Here is a 17,603-nt window from a genome sequence, read left to right as displayed (position 1 = left end):
GGGGGGCGTAATCGTGTTATATGGGGGGGCCGAGGCGGGGGGGGGGGGGGGCGCCGCCCGCCCCCGGGGTCACGTCATGCAGGTCGTCCAGGTCGCGCCCACGGAACGGACCGCCCGAAGCGGTCAGCAGCAGGCGGCGCACGCCTGGCGCGGGCGCGTCTGGCGCCTGGGCCTGGCCGCCATGCGGCAGGCACTGGAAAATGGCGTTGTGCTCGCTGTCGATGGGCAGCAATTCGGCGCCGCTGTCGCGGATGGCCTGCATGAACAGCGAACCGGCCGCCACCAGGGCTTCCTTGTTGGCCAGCAGCACGCGTTTGCCCGCCCGGGCCGCGGCCAGCGCCGCCGGCAGGCCGGCCGCACCGACGATGGCGGCCATGACCGCGTCGCAACGCGCGTCGGCGGCCGTATCCGCCAGCGCCTGGGCGCCCACCCGGATCTCCGGCAAGGCCGGGCCGGCGGGCCAGGCGTCCAGGAACTGCCGGCGCGCCGCGTCGTCGGGCACCACCACCACTTCCGCGCGGCTGGCCAGCGCCTGCTCGGCCAGCTTCTGCATGCGCGTGTACGCAGACAGCGCATAGACCGCCAGCCGTTCGGGATGGCGGGCGATCACATCGAGCGTGCTTTCGCCGATCGAGCCGGTGGACCCCAGCACGACGACGCGTTGGAAAACCGTCAAGACAACACTCCAGACAAAATTAGCGCGAACGGCGCGACCGGCAGGATGGCGTCGATACGGTCGTAGACGCCGCCATGGCCGGGCAGCAGCGCGCTGGAATCCTTGCGGCCCGCGCGCCGCTTGAGCAGCGATTCGAACAGGTCGCCGATGATGGACAGCACGCCCAGCGCGGCCGCCAGCGGCAGCGCCAGCCAGAAGCTCCAGCGCACCACCAGCGCGTGACCATATGTGCCGTCCCAGAGGCTGGACAGGCCGATCCACACGACCGCGCCCAGCACGCCGGCGACCGCGCCGGCGATGGTCTTGCCGGGGCTCACCCGCGGCGCCAGTTTACGCTTGCCGAACGCGCGGCCGGCAAAATAGGCGGCGATGTCGGCCACCCAGACCAGCGCCAGCAGCGACACCACGAACGCCGCGCCGCGCGCGATGTACATCTGGGCCAGCACGGCCCAGGCCACGAAGGCGGCGGGCACCGAGAACAGCGACCAGCCCAGGCTGGCGGGGGACGCGTCGGAATGGCCGCGAACCACGGCGGTCACGCCGCCGAACAGCCAGACGGCGGCGACGGCGGGCGCCGCATAGCCCAGGATCCAGCGAGGGTCGGCCCAGCCTCGACCCGCGCCACCCAGCCATGCCGAGCTCAGCGCCAGCATCGCGGCGAACAGCAGGACCGGCACGCCGGCGCAGATCAGTGGGGATGGAGGCTGCGGCAAGGTCAGCCGCAGCCATTCCCAATTGGCGCAGGCCGCGGCCAGCGCGAGCAGGGCGACGAACCACCAGGGATTGGCGCTCATCATGGCGGCGGCCAGGATGGCCAACAGAATAACGGCGGTAACGATACGCTGGCCCAACATGTGACGGTATCCTCTTGTGCTGCCCGGAAAGACGCGCGCTCGGCGGCCTATTTCGGGTCGTCGCCGTTGACTTGGGCGCTGGTGCGGCCGAAGCGGCGCTCGCGGGTCCGATACCAGTCGAACGCCGCCTGCAATTCGGCGGCGCCGAAATCCGGCCAGTAGCGATCCGTGAAGTAGAACTCCGCGTAGGCCATCTGCCAGATCAGGAAATTGGAAATGCGTTGTTCTCCGCCGGTGCGGATGAACAGGTCCGGCTCGGGCGCCCAGGACATCGACAGGTGGCGCGACAGATGCGCCTCATCGATCCGTTCCGGGTGCGCGGCCAGATCGGGTTCGGCCGCCAGCATGGCGCGCGTGGCCTGCAGGATGTCCCAGCGTCCGCCATAATTGGCCGCCACGGTGAGGTGCAGGCGGTCGTTGTGGGCGGTGCGTTGCTGCGCCGCGAAAATGAGTTCCTGCAGCCGCGGCTCGAAGGCCGAGAGATCGCCGATCACGTGCAGCCGCACGCCCTGCTCTTCGAGCTTGCCGACCTCGCGCTCCAGCGCCTGGACGAACAGCCGCATCAGCAGGGAGACCTCTTCGGCGGGACGCCGCCAGTTCTCGGAGCTGAACGCGAACAGCGTCAGGTAGCGCACGCCGGCGCGCCCGCAGGCCTCGACCACGCGCCGGACGGCCTGCACGCCCTTGGCGTGTCCCGCCGTGCGGGGCAGCAGACGTCGCGTCGCCCACCTGCCGTTGCCGTCCATGATGATGGCCACGTGCTGCGGGGTATCGCGGGTCTCGGGAACCGCCTGGGTGGAACTGGTTGCCATGGAGTCTGGTGCCGCGCGCGTATGACCGGCGAAGAACGTAATACGGGAAAATCCGCGCCGTGATTCCATCGCCGCCAAGCTTGGCGCGAAACGGCGGACGGGGCGGCGCAAAAAAGCAAAAACCGGCGCCGGGACACGAGCGCCAACCCGTGTCCCGCCATGCGCCGGAATTATACGGTCATGATTTCCGCTTCTTTCTGAGTGACCATCTTGTCGATGTCGCTCACGTTGCGGTCGGTCAGCTTCTGGACATCGTCCTGGGCGCGACGCTCGTCGTCCTCGGAGATTTCCTTGTCCTTGACCAGCTTCTTGAGCGCGTCGTTGGCTTCGCGGCGCAGGTTGCGCACGGCGACCTTGGCATCCTCGCCTTCGCTGCGCACGACCTTGGTCAGGTCGCGGCGGCGCTCTTCGGTCAGGGCCGGCATCGGCACGCGGATGGTGTCGCCCATGGACATGGGGTTCAGGCCCAGGTCCGACTCGCGGATGGCCTTCTCGATCGGGGCGGCCATGCTCTTCTCGTAGGGCTGCACGCTGATGGTGCGCGCGTCCACCAGGTTCAGGTTGGCCACCTGGCTGATCGGCACCGGCGAACCGTAGTACTCGACCTGCACATGATCCAGGATGCCGGCGTGGGCGCGGCCCGTGCGGATCTTGGACAGGTTGGTCTTGAGCGTATCAAGCGACTTGACCATCCTGGCTTCGGCGGATTTGCGGATTTCTGCGACGCTCATGGTTTTTCCTTTTCTTTAAACGTGTACCAGGGTGCCTTCGTCGTCCCCGCTGACCACGCGCTTGAGCGCGCCGGACTTGTTGATCGAAAACACCTTGATCGGCAGCTTCTGGTCACGGCACAGCGCGAAAGCGGTGGCGTCCATGACTTCCAGGCGACGCACGATCGCCTCGTCGAAGCTGATGCGGGCATAGCGCGTGGCGGTCGGGTCCTTGTTGGGATCCGCGCTGTAGATGCCGTCGACCTTGGTGGCCTTCAGCACGATCTCCGCGCCGATCTCGGCGCCGCGCAGGGCGGCCGCGGTATCGGTCGTGAAGAAGGGGTTGCCGGTGCCCGCGGCGAAGATGACGACCTTGCCTTCTTCGAGGTAGCGCAAGGCCTTGGGGCGGATGTACGGCTCGACCACCTGGTCGATATTCAGGGCCGATTGTACGCGGGTGTCGATACCCTTGTGCTTGAGCGCGTCCTGCAGGGCAAGCGCGTTCATGATGGTGGCCATCATGCCCATGTAGTCGGCGGTGGCGCGGTCCATGCCCTGCGCACCCGGCGCGACGCCGCGGAAGATGTTGCCACCGCCGATGACGATGGCCAGCTCGACGCCCGTGGCGGCGACTTCGGCGATCTCATCGGTCATGCGGACGATGGTGGAGCGGTTGATGCCGAAAGCATCTTCGCCCATCAGCGCCTCGCCGGAAAGCTTGAGAAGAACCCGTTTGTATGATCTGCTGCTCATAGGTGATATCCCGTAGAACAATCCGACGAAAGTGTAAGACAAGAAATGATAGCCCTGCCCTGGCGCCACGCCTCCCCCGCAGGGGAAACGTTACGTCACAGAAGGGCCTGGCGAGAAAAAGGCCGGACTAGACTGTAATCTAGCGCCGGCCTTCAAGCACTACCCTGCGATCAGGCGCGGCCGGCGGCGGCGGCGGCAACCTCGGCGGCGAAATCGCTGGTCTTCTTCTCGATACCTTCGCCGACGACGAACAGCACGAACTTGGTGATCGAAGCGCCCTTGGCCTTCAGCATCTGTTCGACGGTGTTCTTGTCATCCTTGACGAAGGGCTGCGACAGCAGCGTCACTTCCTTCAGGAACTTCTGCACCGAGCCTTCGACCATCTTGGCGACGATTTCAGCCGGCTTGCCCGATTCGGCGGCCTTCTGCTCGGCGACCGAGCGCTCGGCGGCGATGTCGGCGGCGTTCACGCCATCGGCGTTCAGAGCCTTGGGCTTGGTGGCCGCGATGTGCATGGCCAGATCCTTGCCGACTTCTTCCGAGCCGCTGTACTCGACCAGCACGCCGATGCGGCCGCCGTGCACGTAGCTGGCCAGGGCGTTGGGGGTCTCGATGCGCTCGAAGCGGCGGATCGCCATGTTCTCGCCGATCTTGCCGATCAGGGCGGTGCGGGTCGTTTCGACCGTGCCGTCGCCGTAGGGCAGCGCCGACAGAGCGGCCACGTCGGCCGGATTCTGCGTGGCGACCAGTTCGGCCAGCTTGTTCACGAAGGCGACGAAGTCGTCGTTCTTGGCGACGAAGTCGGTTTCGCAGTTGACTTCGATGACGGCGCCCTTCTTGGCGTCGGCGGAGATGAACAGGCCGATCAGGCCCTCGGCGGTGACGCGGGCGGCGGCCTTGCTGGCCTTGTTGCCCAGCTTGACGCGCAGGATTTCCTCGGCGCGGGCCAGATCGCCCTCGGCTTCCGTCAGAGCCTTCTTGCACTCCATCATCGGGGCGTCGGTCTTTTCGCGCAGTTCCTTGACCAGGGCAGCGGTAATTTCAGCCATGTTTGCTCCAAATTTGCTAAGACATGCCCCGGCTTGGCGGGGCAGCGGTGTGATTCGATGGGACGCCCGCGTACAGCGGGCCTGGAAGATGGGAGCCCATCCTCGCAATGCCGGCGAGGCGGGAGCGGCGACCGCCGCTCCCAGACACTAACCGCCGGACATGACAGCAGGCTTAGGCCTGGTTGTCCTGCACTTCGACGAACTCTTCCTGGCCTTCGCCCAGCTCTTCGACCAGACCGTTCAGGTTCTGCTCGCGGCCTTCCAGCACGGCGTCGGCGATGCCCTTGGCGTACAGCGCGATGGCCTTGGCCGAGTCGTCGTTGCCGGGGATGACGTAGTCGATGCCGTCGGGCGAGTGGTTGGTGTCAACCACGCCCACGACCGGGATGCCCAGCGTCTTGGCTTCGGCGATGGCGATCTTGTGGTAGCCAACGTCGATCACGAAGATGGCGTCGGGCAGGCCGTTCATGTCCTTGATGCCGCCGATCGACTTGTTCAGCTTTTCCAGTTCGCGCTGGAACAGCAGGCCTTCCTTCTTGATCATGCGCTCGGCGCCGCCTTCGGCGACCAGGGCTTCCATGTCCTTCAGGCGCTTGACCGAGGTCTTGACCGTCTTGAAGTTGGTCAGCATGCCGCCGAGCCAGCGGGCGTCGACGAAGGGCATGCCGCAACGGGCGGCTTCGACGGCGACCAGTTCACGGGCGGCGCGCTTGGTGCCGACGAACAGGATGTTGCCGCCGCGGGCAGCCACTTGCTTCACGAACTTGGTGGCTTCGACGTACTTCTCAACCGTCTTTTCGAGGTTGATGATGTGAATCTTGTTGCGATGGCCGAAGATGTATTGGGACATCTTGGGGTTCCAGTAGCGGGTCTGGTGACCAAAGTGGACACCCGCTTCCAGCATTTCGCGCATCAGGGACATTCTATTCTCCAAGGGTTGATTTCTTGCGCCGCACCTGCATCGGCCTTTGCCGACACCCTGGGTGGTGTTGCGCGCGATTTCCCGCACATGCGGGATGAAAAAATTTTAACCGGACCTGCCGATCACTGCCGCATTCATTCAGGACGCCTTGCGACGTCCCGCGACCTGCTCTGCCGCGATAAACCCAGACGGCCATCACGACCAAGAGCCTTGCGTTGCCGCCCGCCTGACGCCCCCGAAAAATGGGAGCGCGCCCGGACCTGTTTCGTCGGTGGCGAAATCGAGTTCCATTCATGCGCCTGTGCTACCGCGCACGCATCAGACCGCGGGGCATTTCTTCAAGAAACCGGGAAACCCGTCTTCCAAGAACTTAGGCCGCCGTCCACAGGGAACCTGCATCGCCGCTCAAAAACATGACCGGGCTTACGGGCATGCCCCGCTCCAGCCTGCGCTCGCCGTTCCGGTCTTTCCGCACTCGTGAAACCCGCCAGGCCGTCCCGCCGCCGCCCTTTCCGCGTCGTTGTTCTTTTGCTTGCCGCCATCCACAACCTTCGCTTGCGGACACAGATGCCAAAGAATCCCGATATCGGAAAAACCGCCGCCTGGGCCGTCTTGCCGGGCGCCTGAGCGCCGACCGACCAAATCCAGATCGCACAAACCGGATGAAGGCTCTTTGCCGTAACCTAAACCCGATTTACTAATTACTACACTACTTGCTTTGCGCACATGAAAGGCTTTCCGTCCCGTCGGACCAGGCCTTCCCGCCGCGCATCGCTCCCCAAAAATTTAGGGAAGCCTATAATTCTACTATTCTTTCCAGCAGACATTCAAGCAAGAGAGCTTCAGTTACTTCATGGGCACCATTACCAATCCGGACGACCTGAACAAGATGCGCGCGGCCTGCCAGGACGCCGCCAAGGTTCTCGACTTCATCACCCCCCACGTCAAGCCGGGCGTCACCACCGGCGAGCTGGACCGGCTCTGCCTGGAATACCTGACCGACGAACTCAAGGTGAAGTCCGCCACGGTGGGCTACGCCCCGCCTGGCTACCCGCCCTTCCCCGGCGCCATCTGCACCTCGGTCAACCACCAGGTCTGCCATGGCGTTCCGGGCGACAAGGTCCTGAAAAACGGGGACTCCCTCAATATCGACGTGACCATCATCAAGGATGGCTGGTTCGGCGACACCAGCCGGATGTATCACGTGGGCGAGCAGTCCATCCTGTCGCGCCGGCTGACCGACGTCACGTTCGAGTGCATGTGGAAAGGCATCCAGCAGGTCAAAAACGGGGCCACGTTGGGCGATATCGGTCACGCCATCCAGAAGCACGCGGAGGCCAATGGCTTTTCCGTGGTGCGCGAGTTCTGCGGCCACGGCATCGGCCAGCGCTTCCATGAAGATCCGCAGGTGCTGCACTATGGCAAGCCAGGCACGGGCGTGAAATTGGTGACGGGTATGCTGTTCACCATCGAGCCCATGATCAACGCCGGCCGCCGCGAGATACGCCAGTTGTCCGATGGCTGGACGGTCGTGACGCGCGACCACAGCCTGTCGGCCCAATGGGAGCATGCTGTATGCGTCACCGATACCGGCTATGAAGTGCTGACCCTGTCGCCGGGCATGCCCCAGCCGCCCGCCTTCATCACCGAACCCCTCGTCATCCCCGCCGTCTGACGCAGCCGCCACCATGACCGCCGCCACCCTCACCGCCCTGCGCGAACGCATCCAGGAATCCCGGCGGACGGCGGTGGCCCAGTTCCGCGAGCACGAGCGCCCCGACACGCTGCTGTCCGAATTGCGCCGGATCGTCGACGCCGCGCTGCGCGATCTGGTCAAGCAACACCCCCTGCCCGAGGGCGCGGCGCTGGCGGCCGTGGGCGGCTATGGCCGCGGCGAGCTGTACCCGCATTCGGACGTGGATCTGCTGATCCTGCTGCCGCAAGCGCCGTCGGCCGACGATGAAGCCGCGATCGAGCGCCTGGTCGCGGCCCTCTGGGACCTGGGCCTGGAGCCCGGCCACAGCGTGCGCACCATCGAGGACTGCCAGCGCGAAGCCGAGGCCGACATCACGGTGGAAACCGCGATGCTGGAATCGCGCTGGCTGGCGGGCAGCCGCGCGCTGATGAAGAAATTCGACGCGGCCACCAAGGCGCGGCTGGACCCGCGCGCCTTCTTCCGCGCCAAGCGCGTCGAGATGCAGCAGCGTCACGCCCGCTACCAGGACACGCCCTACGCGCTGGAGCCGAACTGCAAGGAATCGCCCGGCGGCCTGCGCGACCTGCAGGTCATCCTGTGGATGGCGCGCGCGGCCGGCTTCGGCGACAACTGGCGCCAGGTGGCCCAGGCCGGCCTGCTGACGCCGTCCGAGGCGCGCGACCTGCGCAAGGCCGAGCAGGCCTTCAAGCGGCTGCGCATCGAACTGCACCTGCTGGCCCGCCGCCGCGAAGACCGCGTGCTGTTCGACCTGCAACCCGCGCTGGCCGAGATCTACCGCATCCACGCCACCGCCACGCGGCGCGGCAGCGAACTGCTGATGCAGCGCTATTACTGGGCGGCGCGGCTGGTGACCCAGCTCAACGTCATCCTGGTGCAGAACATCGAAGAGCGGCTGTTCCCGCGCCCGGACAGCGACGCGCGCGACATCGACGACGATTTCCGCAACCTGCGCGACCGGCTGGACATCATCCGTGACGACGGTTTCGAGCGCAATCCGACCCTGCTGCTGCGCGCCTTCCTCGTCATGCAGCAACATCCCGAGCTGACCGGCATGTCGGCGCGCACGCTGCGCGCCATCTGGCATTCGCGCCACCGCATCGACGCGCAGTTCCGCCGCAACCCGGTCAACCGCAAGCTGTTCCTGCAGATCCTGCAGCAGCCGCGCGGCATCGTGCACGAGCTGCGCCGCATGACCATGCTGAACATCCTGCCGCGCTATCTGCCGGTGTTCCGGCGCATCGTCGGCCAGATGCAGCACGACCTGTTCCACGCCTATACCGTGGACCAGCACACCCTGGCCGTGGTGCGCAACCTGCGCCGTTTCACCATGCCCGAGCACGCCCAGGAGTATCCGCTGGCCAGCCAGCTGATCGCCGGCCTGGACCGCCACTGGCTGCTGTATGTCGCGGCGCTGTTCCATGACATCGCCAAGGGCCGCGGCGGCGATCACTCCGAACTCGGCGCGCGCGACCTGCGCCGCTTCGCCCATGAGCACGGGCTGGACGCCGAGGACACCGAGCTGGCCGAATTCCTGGTGCGCCAACACCTGCTCATGTCCGCCGTGGCGCAAAAGCGCGACTTGTCCGATCCTGCCGTGATCCAGGACTTCGCCGCCATCGTCAAGGACGAACGCCACCTGACCGCCCTGTATCTGCTGACCGTGGCCGACATCCGCGGCACCAGCCCCAAGGTCTGGAACGCCTGGAAGGGCAAGCTGCTCGAAGACCTGTACCGGCTGACGCTGGCCGCGCTGGGCGGCGCCCATGCCGACGCCCATACCGTGCTGGCCGAGCGCAAGGAAGAAGCCGCGCGCCTGACCCGCCGCGCCGGCCTGCGCGACGACGCCCGCGAAGCCTTCTGGAACCAGCTCGACGTGGCCTATTTCCTGCGCCACGACGCCTCGGACATCGCCTGGCACACGCGCCACCTCTATCACCAGGTGACGCCGGCCGAGCCCGTGGTGCGGGCCCGCCCCACCGAACAGGGCGAAGGCCTGCAGATCATGGTCTACACGCGCGACGTGCCCGATCTGTTCGTGGCCATCTGCGCCTATTTCGCCGCCAAGTCGCTGTCGATCCAGGACGCCCGCATCCATACCACCCGCCACGGCTGGGCGCTGGACAGCTTCATCGTGCTGCTGCCCGAGGGCGACGCCGACCTGCGCGCCCAGGCGACACTGGTCGAACACGAACTGGCCGAGCGCCTGAAGGCGCCCGCCGCCACGGCGCAACAGCCGGCGCACACGGGTGGCTACTACGGCCGCGCGCGCCAGTCGCGCGTTTCACGCGTGTTTCCTGTCATGCCCCAGGCCGAACTGCAGCCCGACGAGCGCAGCAAGTCCTGGCGCCTGTCGGTGACCGCCACCGACCGCGCTGGCCTGCTGCACGCGCTGGCGCAGGTATTCGCGCGGCACGAGGTGAACCTGCTCATGGCCAAGATCATGACGCTGGGCGACCGCGTCGAGGACGTGTTCATCGTGGACGGCGCGGCGCTGGAGCGGCCCCGCACGCAGATGCAGTTCGAGCGCGACATCCTGGACGCATTGGCAGGCGAGGAAGCCCGCCAGCGCGCGGCCTGATCGCAGCGTGACCCGGCAGCAATAACGGCCCGCGCGGCGCATCGCCACGCGGGCCGCCAACGCATACAATCCGGGTTTTGGCTCCGGCGATGGCCCTCTATGCAGCTCTACGACTACCTGCGCGTGTTCGGCGGAAGCTTTCTCTTCGCGCTGGCGACCCTGCTGCCCTTTCTCAATCCGCCGGCCATCGCCCCCATCTTCCTGTCGCTCACCGAAGGCGCGTCGTCCTCGACCCGCACCGTGCTGTCCAAGCGGGTCGCCGTCAACGTTGGCCTGATGCTGGTCGTGGCCATGGTCGCCGGCAACGTGCTGCTGAGCTTCTTCGGCATCTCGCTGTCCATCGTGCGCGTGGGCGGCGGCATGCTGGTGATCGCCAGCGCCTGGCGCCTGGTCAACTCGCCCGATGCCGACACCGAGCGCGTGGCGCGGCTGGCCGAATCGTTCACCCCGGAAATGGCCAAGGCCCGCGCCTTCTACCCGCTGACCTTCCCCATCAGCTGCGGCCCCGGCTCGATCGCCGCGGCCATCACGGTCGGCGTGTCGCTGCGCGACCAGAACCACGCGCTGAGCCTGGTCCGGCTGGCCGGCTCCATCCCGGGCATCATCGTGGTGTCCGTCACCCTGTATATCTGCCTGCGCTTCGCGGCGCAGATGCTGCACCGGCTGGGCGACAATGGCACCGCCGTGTTCATGCGTCTGTCGGCCTTCATCATGCTGTGCCTGGGCGTGCAGATCTTCTGGGAAGGCGCGCGCGAACTGATGGTCGGCGTGCTGCAGCAGGTCATGCAACCAATTCCGGTTCCCAAGGTCTAGGTCTAGGCCACGGGCCGGAAGGCCCGCGCAGGCCCCGGCCTGCCCCGTGCCGCGCCGCGGCTCCACCAACCCGTCTTACAAGATTCATTGAAACCATGACCTCCCGCTCCGAACGCCTGCTACGCCTGGTCGCCCTGTTCTGCTTCGGCGCCGTCGGCGTCGCCCTGATCTCCCAGCATGCGTTCGACATGCCGCCCTGCGCCTGGTGCGTGATGCAGCGCCTGATCTACCTGGTCATCGGCGTGGTGGCGCTGGTTGGCGGCTTCGGCGGCGGCCGCGCCCTGACGCGCGTCTGCGGCGCGCTGGCCGCGCTGCTGGGCCTGGCGGGCGTCGTCGCCGCCTGGTACCAGTACAGCGTGGCCGCCAAGATGCTGTCCTGCGACCAGACCTTCGCCGACCGCTTCATGAGCGGCGCAGGCCTGGACGCCGCCGTGCCCTGGCTGTTCGGCATCTACGCCACCTGCATGGACGCGGTCGTGTCGGTGCTGGGCGTGGAATACGCGCTGTGGAGCCTGGCGCTGTTCGTGGTCGTGCTGCTGCTGTCCCTGCGGGCCGCCTTCGGCCGCGGCCGCGCATAGCAAATAGTGATTGAAGATCCCCGCGCCGACGCGCTGCGCGCCCTGGTCCGCGCCCACGCGCCGCTGATGCGCTGGCTGCGCGCGGCGCGGGCCTGCGCGACCGGGCTGGACTGGTGCATCGGCGCCGGCGCGGTGCGGGCGCTGGTCTGGAATCACCTGCACGGACTGCCCGCTGGCAGCCATGCGCCCGCCGACGTGGATTTCGTTTATTTCGATCCCGCCGACCTGTCCTCGGCAAGTGAAACCGGGCTGGCCGCCCGCCTGCGCGCGGCGGCGCCGGACGCGCCCTGGGAAGTGGTCAATCAGGCGCGCGTGCATCTGTGGCGCCGCGATGGCGAGCGCGTCCCGCCCCCCATCGCATCGCTGGAAGCCGGCATCGCCGCCTGGCCCGAAACGGCGACCTGCGTTGGCGTTTCGCTGGGGCGCGACGACGCCTTGCGCATACTGTGCCCGCACGGGCTGTCCGACCTGTATGCCTTGGTCCTGCGCCCCAGCCCGGCACTCGCCGATCCGGCGCTCTTCGCCCAACGGCTGCGCGCCAAGCGCTATACAGAGAAATGGCCCCGGCTGCGCCTCGCGGCCGCGCCCGAACTGAATTCATGTCCGCATTGAAATACCTGACCGGCTACCCGCCCCCCCTGCTCGACCAGGCCCGCAAGCTCATGGACCAGGGCCGCCTGGGGCCGGCGCTGCGCGCCCGTTATCCGCAAGGCCCGCATGGCGTGCGCACCGACCGCCAGCTGTATGACTACGTGGTCGACCTGAAGAACGCCTACATCCGCAACGGCGACCCGATAAGCAAAGTGGCCTATGACAGCAAGATCCAGGTCATGCAGCATGCGCTGGGCCAGCATACCTATGTATCGCGCGTGCAGGGCGGCAAGCTCAAGGCCAAGCACGAGATCCGCGTGGCGACGCTGTTCCGCAACCTGCCCGAGGAATTCCTGCGCATGATCGTGGTGCACGAGCTGGCGCACCTGAAGGAAAAAGAGCACAACAAGGCGTTCTATGGCCTGTGCCAGCGCATGGAACCGCAGTATCACCAGTACGAGTTCGACCTGCGGCTGTATCTGACGCACCTGGATGCGACCCGGCAGGCGCTGTGGGAGCCGGCGGGCTGAAAAACTCCTCCCCCGCCCCACCGCCGGCGCGCCAGAATGAAAAAAGCCGTCCCGGGAGGGACGGCTTTTCAACCAACAGCGCCCGACGCTCAGGCGTCGTTGGCCGCGTACCCCATGTTGAACTGCAGGCCGCCGGCCGATTCGCCATCGCTGGCTTGCCCGCGCGACTGGCCCAGGCGCGCCAGGTATTCGGCGGTGATGTCACCCGTGACGTATTCACCGTCGAAGCAGGACGCCTCGAAACGCGACAGCGCGGGATTGACGTCGCGCACGGCCTGCTGCATGTCGTGCAGATCCTGGTAGACCAAGGCATCGGCGCCGATGGTGCGGGCGATTTCCTCGTCGCTGCGGCCGGTGGCGATCAGCTCCTGCTGCGTCGGCATGTCGATGCCGTACACATTGGGGAAGCGCACCGGAGGCGCGGCCGAGGCGAAATAGACCTTGTTAGCGCCAGCGGCGCGCGCCATGTCCACGATCTCGCGGCTGGTCGTGCCGCGCACGATGGAATCATCCACCAGCAGCACGTTCTTGCCCTTGAACTCCATGCCGATGGCGTTGAGCTTCTGGCGCACGGATTTGCGGCGCACAGCCTGGCCCGGCATGATGAACGTGCGGCCGACGTAGCGGTTCTTGATCAGGCCCTCGCGGTAGTCCAGGCCCAGGCGCGCGGCCAGCTGCATGGCGGCGGGACGCGAGGAATCCGGAATCGGCATGACCACGTCGATGTCGCCCAGGCGCATGTTGCGCGCGACCTTGTCGGCCAGGTATTCACCCATGCGCAGACGCGCGCCGTAGACCGACGCGCCGTCAATCAGCGAGTCCGGCCGGGCGAAGTAGACGTATTCGAAAATGCAGGGCACCAGCTGCGGATTGTCGGCGCACTGGCGGCTGACGAAACGGCCGTCCAGGTCGATGAAGACCGCCTCGCCCGGCGCCACGTCGCGCACGAAGGCGAAGCCGCTGCCTTCCAGCGCCACCGACTCGGACGCCACCATCCACTCGACGCCCTCATCCGTTTCCTGGCGGCCGATGCACAGCGGACGGATGCCGTGCGGATCGCGGAAGGCCAGCAGGCCGTAGCCGGAAATCTGAGCCACCACGGCGTAGGCGCCGCGCACGCGCTTGTGCACCGCCGCGACCGCGCGGAACATCGCATCGTCGTCCAGCGACACGCCGCTGGCGGCCGATTGCAGTTCGTGCGCCAGCACGTTCAGCAGTACTTCGGAATCGGAATTGGTGTTGATGTGGCGGCGGTCGACGCGGTAAAGCGATTCGCGCAGCTCGCGCCAGTTGGTCAGGTTGCCGTTGTGGGCGAACATGATGCCGAACGGGGCGTTCACGTAGAAGGGTTGTGCCTCTTCCTCGCTGGCGCTGGAACCCGCCGTGGGATAGCGTACCTGGCCGACGCCGGACGTGCCGGGCAGCGCACGCATGTTGCGGGTGCGGAACACGTCGCGCACCAGGCCATGCGCCTTGTACATATTGAACTGGTTGCCTTGCGACGTTGCGATGCCCGCGGCGTCCTGCCCGCGATGCTGCAACAGCAGCAAGCTGTCATAGAGCAGCTGGTTGACCGGCCCGCGCCCGATGACCCCTACGATTCCACACATGGTGAGAGTTCCTGGTTGATGTGAAGCAAATCAATACGGCAGCCAGGTCGCCAGCGACGGCGGCAGCCACGTCTTGATATGTTTGATGGCCTCGATGGCCGAATGCGAAAACATGGCGTCCCGCCACCAGGGCTCCTGGGGCAAAGGCGTATAACCGGCGGCGGCGACCAGCGCCAGCACGATCAGCAGACCACGGGCCAGCCCGAACATTCCGCCCAGGCCGTGGTCGGCCGGGCTCAGTCCGGTGCTGCGGATCAAGGCTGAAAGCGTCATATTGACCAGGCCCACGCCTAGCAGCACGATAATGAACACCGCCGCGTAGGAAACCCCCATGCGCAGCAGCGTGGTTTCAATGTATGGCTCCAACCAGGCGTAGACCGTGGGTCCCCACCAGATCGCCGCCACGAACGCCAGCAGATACGCCACCAGCGACAGCACTTCCTTCAGCAGGCCGCGCACCAGGCCCAGCACACCCGATACCACCAGGATGGCCAGCACGACGAAGTCGAAACCGGTCACTACTGGGCGGCGATGAAGCCGTTGTCATAGCCCAGCGTGCGCAACCGCGCCTGGGCCGCCTGCGCCGCCTCGCGCGAGGGGAACGGCCCCACGCGCAAACGGTACTGCTGCTTGCCGCCGATGTTCGCCTGCTCCACGAAGGCGTTGGTCACGCCGGCCTGATGCAGCTTGCTGCGCCGCGACTGCGCGTCATCGGACGTGGTGTACGCGGCGACCTGCAATACGAAATTGCCCTTGGTCGCGGCCGGCTTTGCGGCGGGCGGCGTGGCGGCAGGCGCGCTGCGGCCCTCGAGCAACGCCAGCGCGCGGGCGCCGTCGTCGGTACGCGTTTCCGGCTTGGCGGCGGGCTTGGGATCGGGCCTGGCGGCAGGCTTGGGGTCCGGCCTGGACGGCTGCGCCGCGGCCGACGTCGCCGGCGTGGTGCCGGCGGGCGGCACTTGCGGCTGGGCCGTCATCACGGGCGGCGGCACCGAGACCACCGGCGGCGGGGTTGGGATGGTTCCCGTGGGATCCGCCGGCGCGGCGGCGCCGGGCGTCTGACCCGCGCCCTGCGCGGACGCCACAGGCGGCGCGACCTGCGGCTCGCTTACTTGGGGCTGGAACGGCGTGTTGCGTTCCGGCACCTTGATGGGGATATTGTCCGCAACCGGAACCGGCTGGGAATCGAGCACCATGGGCAGCACGATGACGGCCGCCAGGACCAGCGCGATCGCGCCTGCCAGCCTGCGCCGCGCACGGCCGCGCAACTCCGCCGCCTGCACTTCGCTGGGCACGGCCGCCCGTTTGGAGGACTGCGCCTGGTCGGCAGGATCTTTGCGTTTGAAAAAACCCATGGAAGAGAATTCCTTGCGGCGCCTTTCGGCGGACGGCGCGGCGGCTTGCCGCCACCTTGCCGATGAACCGAATCTAGCCCCGATTGCCCGCGCTCTTGCCTATGCCTTGCGACCCAGGGCCTGCAAAACCGAGGCCACGGTGAGAAACGACCCGAACACCACGATTCTATCATTCTCGGCAGCCCGTTCGCGCGCTGCCGCGAAGGCCGCGGCGGGATCGGCATAGGCCTGCACACTGGGATTTTCACCGCCCGCTGGCGCGGCCGGCAGGGCCTGGCCGACCTGCCGCGCCAGGTCTTCGCCGCTGGCGCCGCGCGGGCCCGGCAGGCCGGCGCAATACCAATGGTCGACGCGCGAGCCCAGCTTGGCGACGACGCCCGCCAGGTCCTTGTCGTTCAGCATGCCGAAGACCGCGTGGGTATACGGATGGAAACCCATGTTGTCCAGGTTCTGCGCCAGCACCGCGGCGGCGTGGGGATTGTGCGCCACGTCCAGGATGACGGCGGGCTGGCCGGGCAGGATCTGGAAACGGCCGGGCAGCGAAGCCTGCAACAACCCCATGCGCACGGCCTGCTGCGGCACGGGCAGCAGTTCGCGCACCGATTCCAGCGCGGCCAGCGCCGCCGAGGCGTTGAGCAGCTGGTTGGCGCCGCGCAGCGCGGGATAGGCCAGCGCGCTGCGGCGCTGTTCGCGCCCGCCGTAGGCCCATTGCTGGCGATCGCCCGAGTAATTGAAATCGCGGCTGAACAGCCACAGGTCGGCGCCGATGGCGGCGGCATGGTCCAGCAACGACTGCGGCGGCGACGGATCGCTGCAGATGGCGGGCTTGCCCGACCGGTAGATATGCGCCTTCTCGAAGCCGATCTTCTCGCGCGTGTCGCCCAGCCAGTCCATGTGGTCCAGGTCCACGCTGGTGACGATCGAACAGTCCGCGTCGACGATATTGACCGCGTCCAGCCGGCCGCCCAGGCCCACTTCCAGCACCACGGCGTCCAGCCGCGACTGCGAGAACAGGCGCAGGATCGCCAGGGTGGTGAACTCGAAATAGGTCAGCGAGGTGTCGCCCCGGGCGGCTTCAACCGCCTGGAACTGCTCGATCAGCGCCTCGTCGGTGGCGATCTGGCCGTTGACGCGGGCGCGCTCGTTGAAATCGATGAGATGGGGCGAGGTGTACAGCCCGACCTTGTAGCCCGCGGCCAGCAGAATGGCCTCCAGCATGGCGCAGGTGGACCCCTTGCCGTTGGTGCCGCCGACCACGAACTTGACGCCGGACAGCGCCAGCCCCAGCCGATCGGCCACCTCGCGCACCCGCTCCAGGCCCATGTCGATGGCCGTGGCATGGATGGATTCCAGATAGCGCAGCCAATCGGACAGAGTGGCGGCGGGCGCGGGCTTTTGGACAGGAGACATGGACGGACGACAGAGAGGAACGCAACACGCGATTCTATCAGCGCGAGACCGGCGTTTTCCCTAATCCCCCCTTGGACGGCCTGGAATCGCGCGCAAAATGCCTTGCCGATATTTTTTTCATATATAAAAATAAATTCATGAATGAGAATTTCATGGAGCCCGCATGAGTCTGGACACCAGAACGAAACCCACCCCTGCCTGGCTGGTGCGCGAGGCCGATGTGCCCGGCTACCACCCGGCCAACCACACCGGCACGCTCAACCGGCGCCTGATCGGCCCCGACACCGTCGGCTCGCGCCACGTGGAAGTGCTGCTGGGCGTGATCGAAAAGGGCCAGGGCGCCCTGCCGCATGCGCATCCCGGCATCGAACAGGTCTGCTACCTGCTGTCCGGCACCGCGCGGGCGCAGGTGGCGGACGAATGGGCCGACATGGCGGCGGGCGACTGCTGCTATTTCCCGCCGGACGTGCCGCACGTCTTCACCGTGACCAGCGACCAGCCCGCGCGGCTGCTGGTGATCTACACCCCACCCTATGAAGAATCGCCGGACCGCGTGATACGCGGCTTCCCGACGCCCCCCGCCGCCTGACGCGGCGCCCCGCCGGCCGTGGCGGCCGCAGAAGCCGCCCGCGCCATTCCACCAAGGAG

At 66.9% G+C, this 17,603-nt stretch carries 17 protein-coding genes and 1 pseudogene; 7 read left to right on the top strand and 11 right to left on the bottom strand.

The features are described from left to right. Positions 1 to 19: 19 nt before the first annotated feature. From ACEU5R_RS22145 to rpsB, 7 genes and pseudogenes are all read right to left on the bottom strand, one after another. Positions 20 to 676, bottom strand: a pseudogene (locus tag ACEU5R_RS22145) (1-deoxy-D-xylulose-5-phosphate reductoisomerase); the annotation flags it as partial. After that, the gene (locus tag ACEU5R_RS22140; protein ID WP_392411661.1) at positions 673 to 1,530 is read right to left on the bottom strand and encodes a phosphatidate cytidylyltransferase; all 858 of its coding nucleotides are present in this window, start codon (positions 1,528 to 1,530) and stop codon (positions 673 to 675) included. The pseudogene ACEU5R_RS22145 and the gene ACEU5R_RS22140, both read right to left, overlap by 4 nt. 47 nt (positions 1,531 to 1,577) lie before the next feature. Next, complete coding sequence (gene uppS / locus ACEU5R_RS22135) at positions 1,578 to 2,342, bottom strand: polyprenyl diphosphate synthase (protein ID WP_212316554.1); 765 nt, start codon at positions 2,340 to 2,342, stop codon at positions 1,578 to 1,580. Positions 2,343 to 2,512: 170 nt separating this feature from the next. Beyond that, on the bottom strand, positions 2,513 to 3,073 hold the full coding sequence (gene frr / locus ACEU5R_RS22130) for a ribosome recycling factor (RefSeq protein WP_103274070.1): 561 nt from the start codon (positions 3,071 to 3,073) through the stop codon (positions 2,513 to 2,515). A 15-nt stretch (positions 3,074 to 3,088) separates the two neighbouring features. After that, positions 3,089 to 3,805: a UMP kinase gene (pyrH, locus tag ACEU5R_RS22125; RefSeq protein ID WP_103274069.1), complete on the bottom strand. Its 717-nt coding sequence runs from the start codon at positions 3,803 to 3,805 to the stop codon at positions 3,089 to 3,091. A gap of 170 nt (positions 3,806 to 3,975) precedes the next feature. Beyond that, entirely contained in the window at positions 3,976 to 4,854 is an 879-nt protein-coding gene (gene tsf / locus ACEU5R_RS22120) for a translation elongation factor Ts (RefSeq protein ID WP_103274068.1), read from the bottom strand. A 172-nt stretch (positions 4,855 to 5,026) separates the two neighbouring features. Beyond that, the gene (gene rpsB, locus ACEU5R_RS22115) at positions 5,027 to 5,776 is read right to left on the bottom strand and encodes a 30S ribosomal protein S2 (RefSeq protein WP_103274067.1); all 750 of its coding nucleotides are present in this window, start codon (positions 5,774 to 5,776) and stop codon (positions 5,027 to 5,029) included. Positions 5,777 to 6,629: 853 nt separating this feature from the next. On the opposite strand from rpsB, the gene map reads away from it, so the two are divergent. The 6 genes from map (at position 6,630) to ACEU5R_RS22085 (ending at position 12,583) form a co-directional block, all read left to right on the top strand. Next, positions 6,630 to 7,451, top strand: coding sequence for a type I methionyl aminopeptidase (gene map, locus ACEU5R_RS22110; protein WP_103274066.1), 822 nt, complete (start codon positions 6,630 to 6,632; stop codon positions 7,449 to 7,451). A 13-nt stretch (positions 7,452 to 7,464) separates the two neighbouring features. After that, a complete protein-coding gene (locus tag ACEU5R_RS22105; RefSeq protein WP_392411656.1) occupies positions 7,465 to 10,071 on the top strand; it encodes a [protein-PII] uridylyltransferase in 2,607 nt (868 codons plus the stop codon). Between the two features lie 99 nt (positions 10,072 to 10,170). Beyond that, complete coding sequence (locus ACEU5R_RS22100; RefSeq protein WP_103274064.1) at positions 10,171 to 10,884, top strand: MarC family protein; 714 nt, start codon at positions 10,171 to 10,173, stop codon at positions 10,882 to 10,884. A 95-nt stretch (positions 10,885 to 10,979) separates the two neighbouring features. Continuing rightward, a complete protein-coding gene (locus ACEU5R_RS22095) occupies positions 10,980 to 11,462 on the top strand; it encodes a disulfide bond formation protein B (protein WP_392411654.1) in 483 nt (160 codons plus the stop codon). 6 nt (positions 11,463 to 11,468) lie between these two features. Further along, positions 11,469 to 12,074: a nucleotidyltransferase family protein gene (locus ACEU5R_RS22090; RefSeq protein ID WP_392411651.1), complete on the top strand. Its 606-nt coding sequence runs from the start codon at positions 11,469 to 11,471 to the stop codon at positions 12,072 to 12,074. Beyond that, entirely contained in the window at positions 12,062 to 12,583 is a 522-nt protein-coding gene (locus ACEU5R_RS22085) for a M48 family metallopeptidase (protein WP_103274062.1), read from the top strand. The genes ACEU5R_RS22090 and ACEU5R_RS22085 overlap by 13 nt, the downstream gene beginning before the upstream one ends. Before the next feature lie 89 nt (positions 12,584 to 12,672). Here ACEU5R_RS22085 and purF read toward each other — a convergent pair whose 3' ends face one another. The 4 genes from purF to folC all read right to left on the bottom strand — a co-directional run bounded on the left by purF (position 12,673) and on the right by folC (position 16,955). Beyond that, positions 12,673 to 14,193 (bottom strand): amidophosphoribosyltransferase, encoded by a 1,521-nt coding sequence (gene purF / locus ACEU5R_RS22080; RefSeq protein WP_392411648.1) that lies wholly within the window; start codon positions 14,191 to 14,193, stop codon positions 12,673 to 12,675. A 30-nt stretch (positions 14,194 to 14,223) separates the two neighbouring features. After that, on the bottom strand, positions 14,224 to 14,712 hold the full coding sequence (locus ACEU5R_RS22075) for a CvpA family protein (protein WP_103274060.1): 489 nt from the start codon (positions 14,710 to 14,712) through the stop codon (positions 14,224 to 14,226). Then, positions 14,712 to 15,545 carry an SPOR domain-containing protein gene (locus tag ACEU5R_RS22070; RefSeq protein ID WP_392411646.1) on the bottom strand — a complete coding sequence of 278 codons (834 nt, stop codon included), beginning with the start codon at positions 15,543 to 15,545 and terminating at the stop codon, positions 14,712 to 14,714. The genes ACEU5R_RS22075 and ACEU5R_RS22070 overlap by 1 nt, the downstream gene beginning before the upstream one ends. A gap of 99 nt (positions 15,546 to 15,644) precedes the next feature. Further along, positions 15,645 to 16,955, bottom strand: coding sequence for a bifunctional tetrahydrofolate synthase/dihydrofolate synthase (gene folC, locus ACEU5R_RS22065; protein ID WP_392411644.1), 1,311 nt, complete (start codon positions 16,953 to 16,955; stop codon positions 15,645 to 15,647). 163 nt (positions 16,956 to 17,118) lie between these two features. On the opposite strand from folC, the gene ACEU5R_RS22060 reads away from it, so the two are divergent. Continuing rightward, positions 17,119 to 17,544 (top strand): cupin domain-containing protein, encoded by a 426-nt coding sequence (locus tag ACEU5R_RS22060; protein WP_392411642.1) that lies wholly within the window; start codon positions 17,119 to 17,121, stop codon positions 17,542 to 17,544. Positions 17,545 to 17,603: the final 59 nt, after the last annotated feature.

It is taken from the genome of Achromobacter sp. 413638, from assembly GCF_043119405.1.
Lineage (GTDB): Bacteria > Pseudomonadota > Gammaproteobacteria > Burkholderiales > Burkholderiaceae_B > Achromobacter.
The sequence above is the reverse complement of the archived record's forward strand: the minus strand, read 5'-3'. Positions and strand labels throughout refer to the sequence as shown.

What these genes read in the sequence shown, in the direction of transcription:
- ACEU5R_RS22140 (WP_392411661.1), bottom strand. Translation starts at nt 1,530, where the DNA reads ATGTTGGGCCAGCGTATCGTTACCGCCGTTATTCTGTTGGCCATCCTG.
- uppS (WP_212316554.1), bottom strand. Translation starts at nt 2,342, where the DNA reads ATGGCAACCAGTTCCACCCAGGCGGTTCCCGAGACCCGCGATACCCCG.
- frr (WP_103274070.1), bottom strand. Translation starts at nt 3,073, where the DNA reads ATGAGCGTCGCAGAAATCCGCAAATCCGCCGAAGCCAGGATGGTCAAG.
- pyrH (WP_103274069.1), bottom strand. Translation starts at nt 3,805, where the DNA reads ATGAGCAGCAGATCATACAAACGGGTTCTTCTCAAGCTTTCCGGCGAG.
- tsf (WP_103274068.1), bottom strand. Translation starts at nt 4,854, where the DNA reads ATGGCTGAAATTACCGCTGCCCTGGTCAAGGAACTGCGCGAAAAGACC.
- rpsB (WP_103274067.1), bottom strand. Translation starts at nt 5,776, where the DNA reads ATGTCCCTGATGCGCGAAATGCTGGAAGCGGGTGTCCACTTTGGTCAC.
- map (WP_103274066.1), top strand. Translation starts at nt 6,630, where the DNA reads ATGGGCACCATTACCAATCCGGACGACCTGAACAAGATGCGCGCGGCC.
- ACEU5R_RS22105 (WP_392411656.1), top strand. Translation starts at nt 7,465, where the DNA reads ATGACCGCCGCCACCCTCACCGCCCTGCGCGAACGCATCCAGGAATCC.
- ACEU5R_RS22100 (WP_103274064.1), top strand. Translation starts at nt 10,171, where the DNA reads ATGCAGCTCTACGACTACCTGCGCGTGTTCGGCGGAAGCTTTCTCTTC.
- ACEU5R_RS22095 (WP_392411654.1), top strand. Translation starts at nt 10,980, where the DNA reads ATGACCTCCCGCTCCGAACGCCTGCTACGCCTGGTCGCCCTGTTCTGC.
- ACEU5R_RS22085 (WP_103274062.1), top strand. Translation starts at nt 12,062, where the DNA reads ATGTCCGCATTGAAATACCTGACCGGCTACCCGCCCCCCCTGCTCGAC.
- purF (WP_392411648.1), bottom strand. Translation starts at nt 14,193, where the DNA reads ATGTGTGGAATCGTAGGGGTCATCGGGCGCGGGCCGGTCAACCAGCTG.
- ACEU5R_RS22070 (WP_392411646.1), bottom strand. Translation starts at nt 15,545, where the DNA reads ATGGGTTTTTTCAAACGCAAAGATCCTGCCGACCAGGCGCAGTCCTCC.
- folC (WP_392411644.1), bottom strand. Translation starts at nt 16,955, where the DNA reads ATGTCTCCTGTCCAAAAGCCCGCGCCCGCCGCCACTCTGTCCGATTGG.
- ACEU5R_RS22060 (WP_392411642.1), top strand. Translation starts at nt 17,119, where the DNA reads ATGAGTCTGGACACCAGAACGAAACCCACCCCTGCCTGGCTGGTGCGC.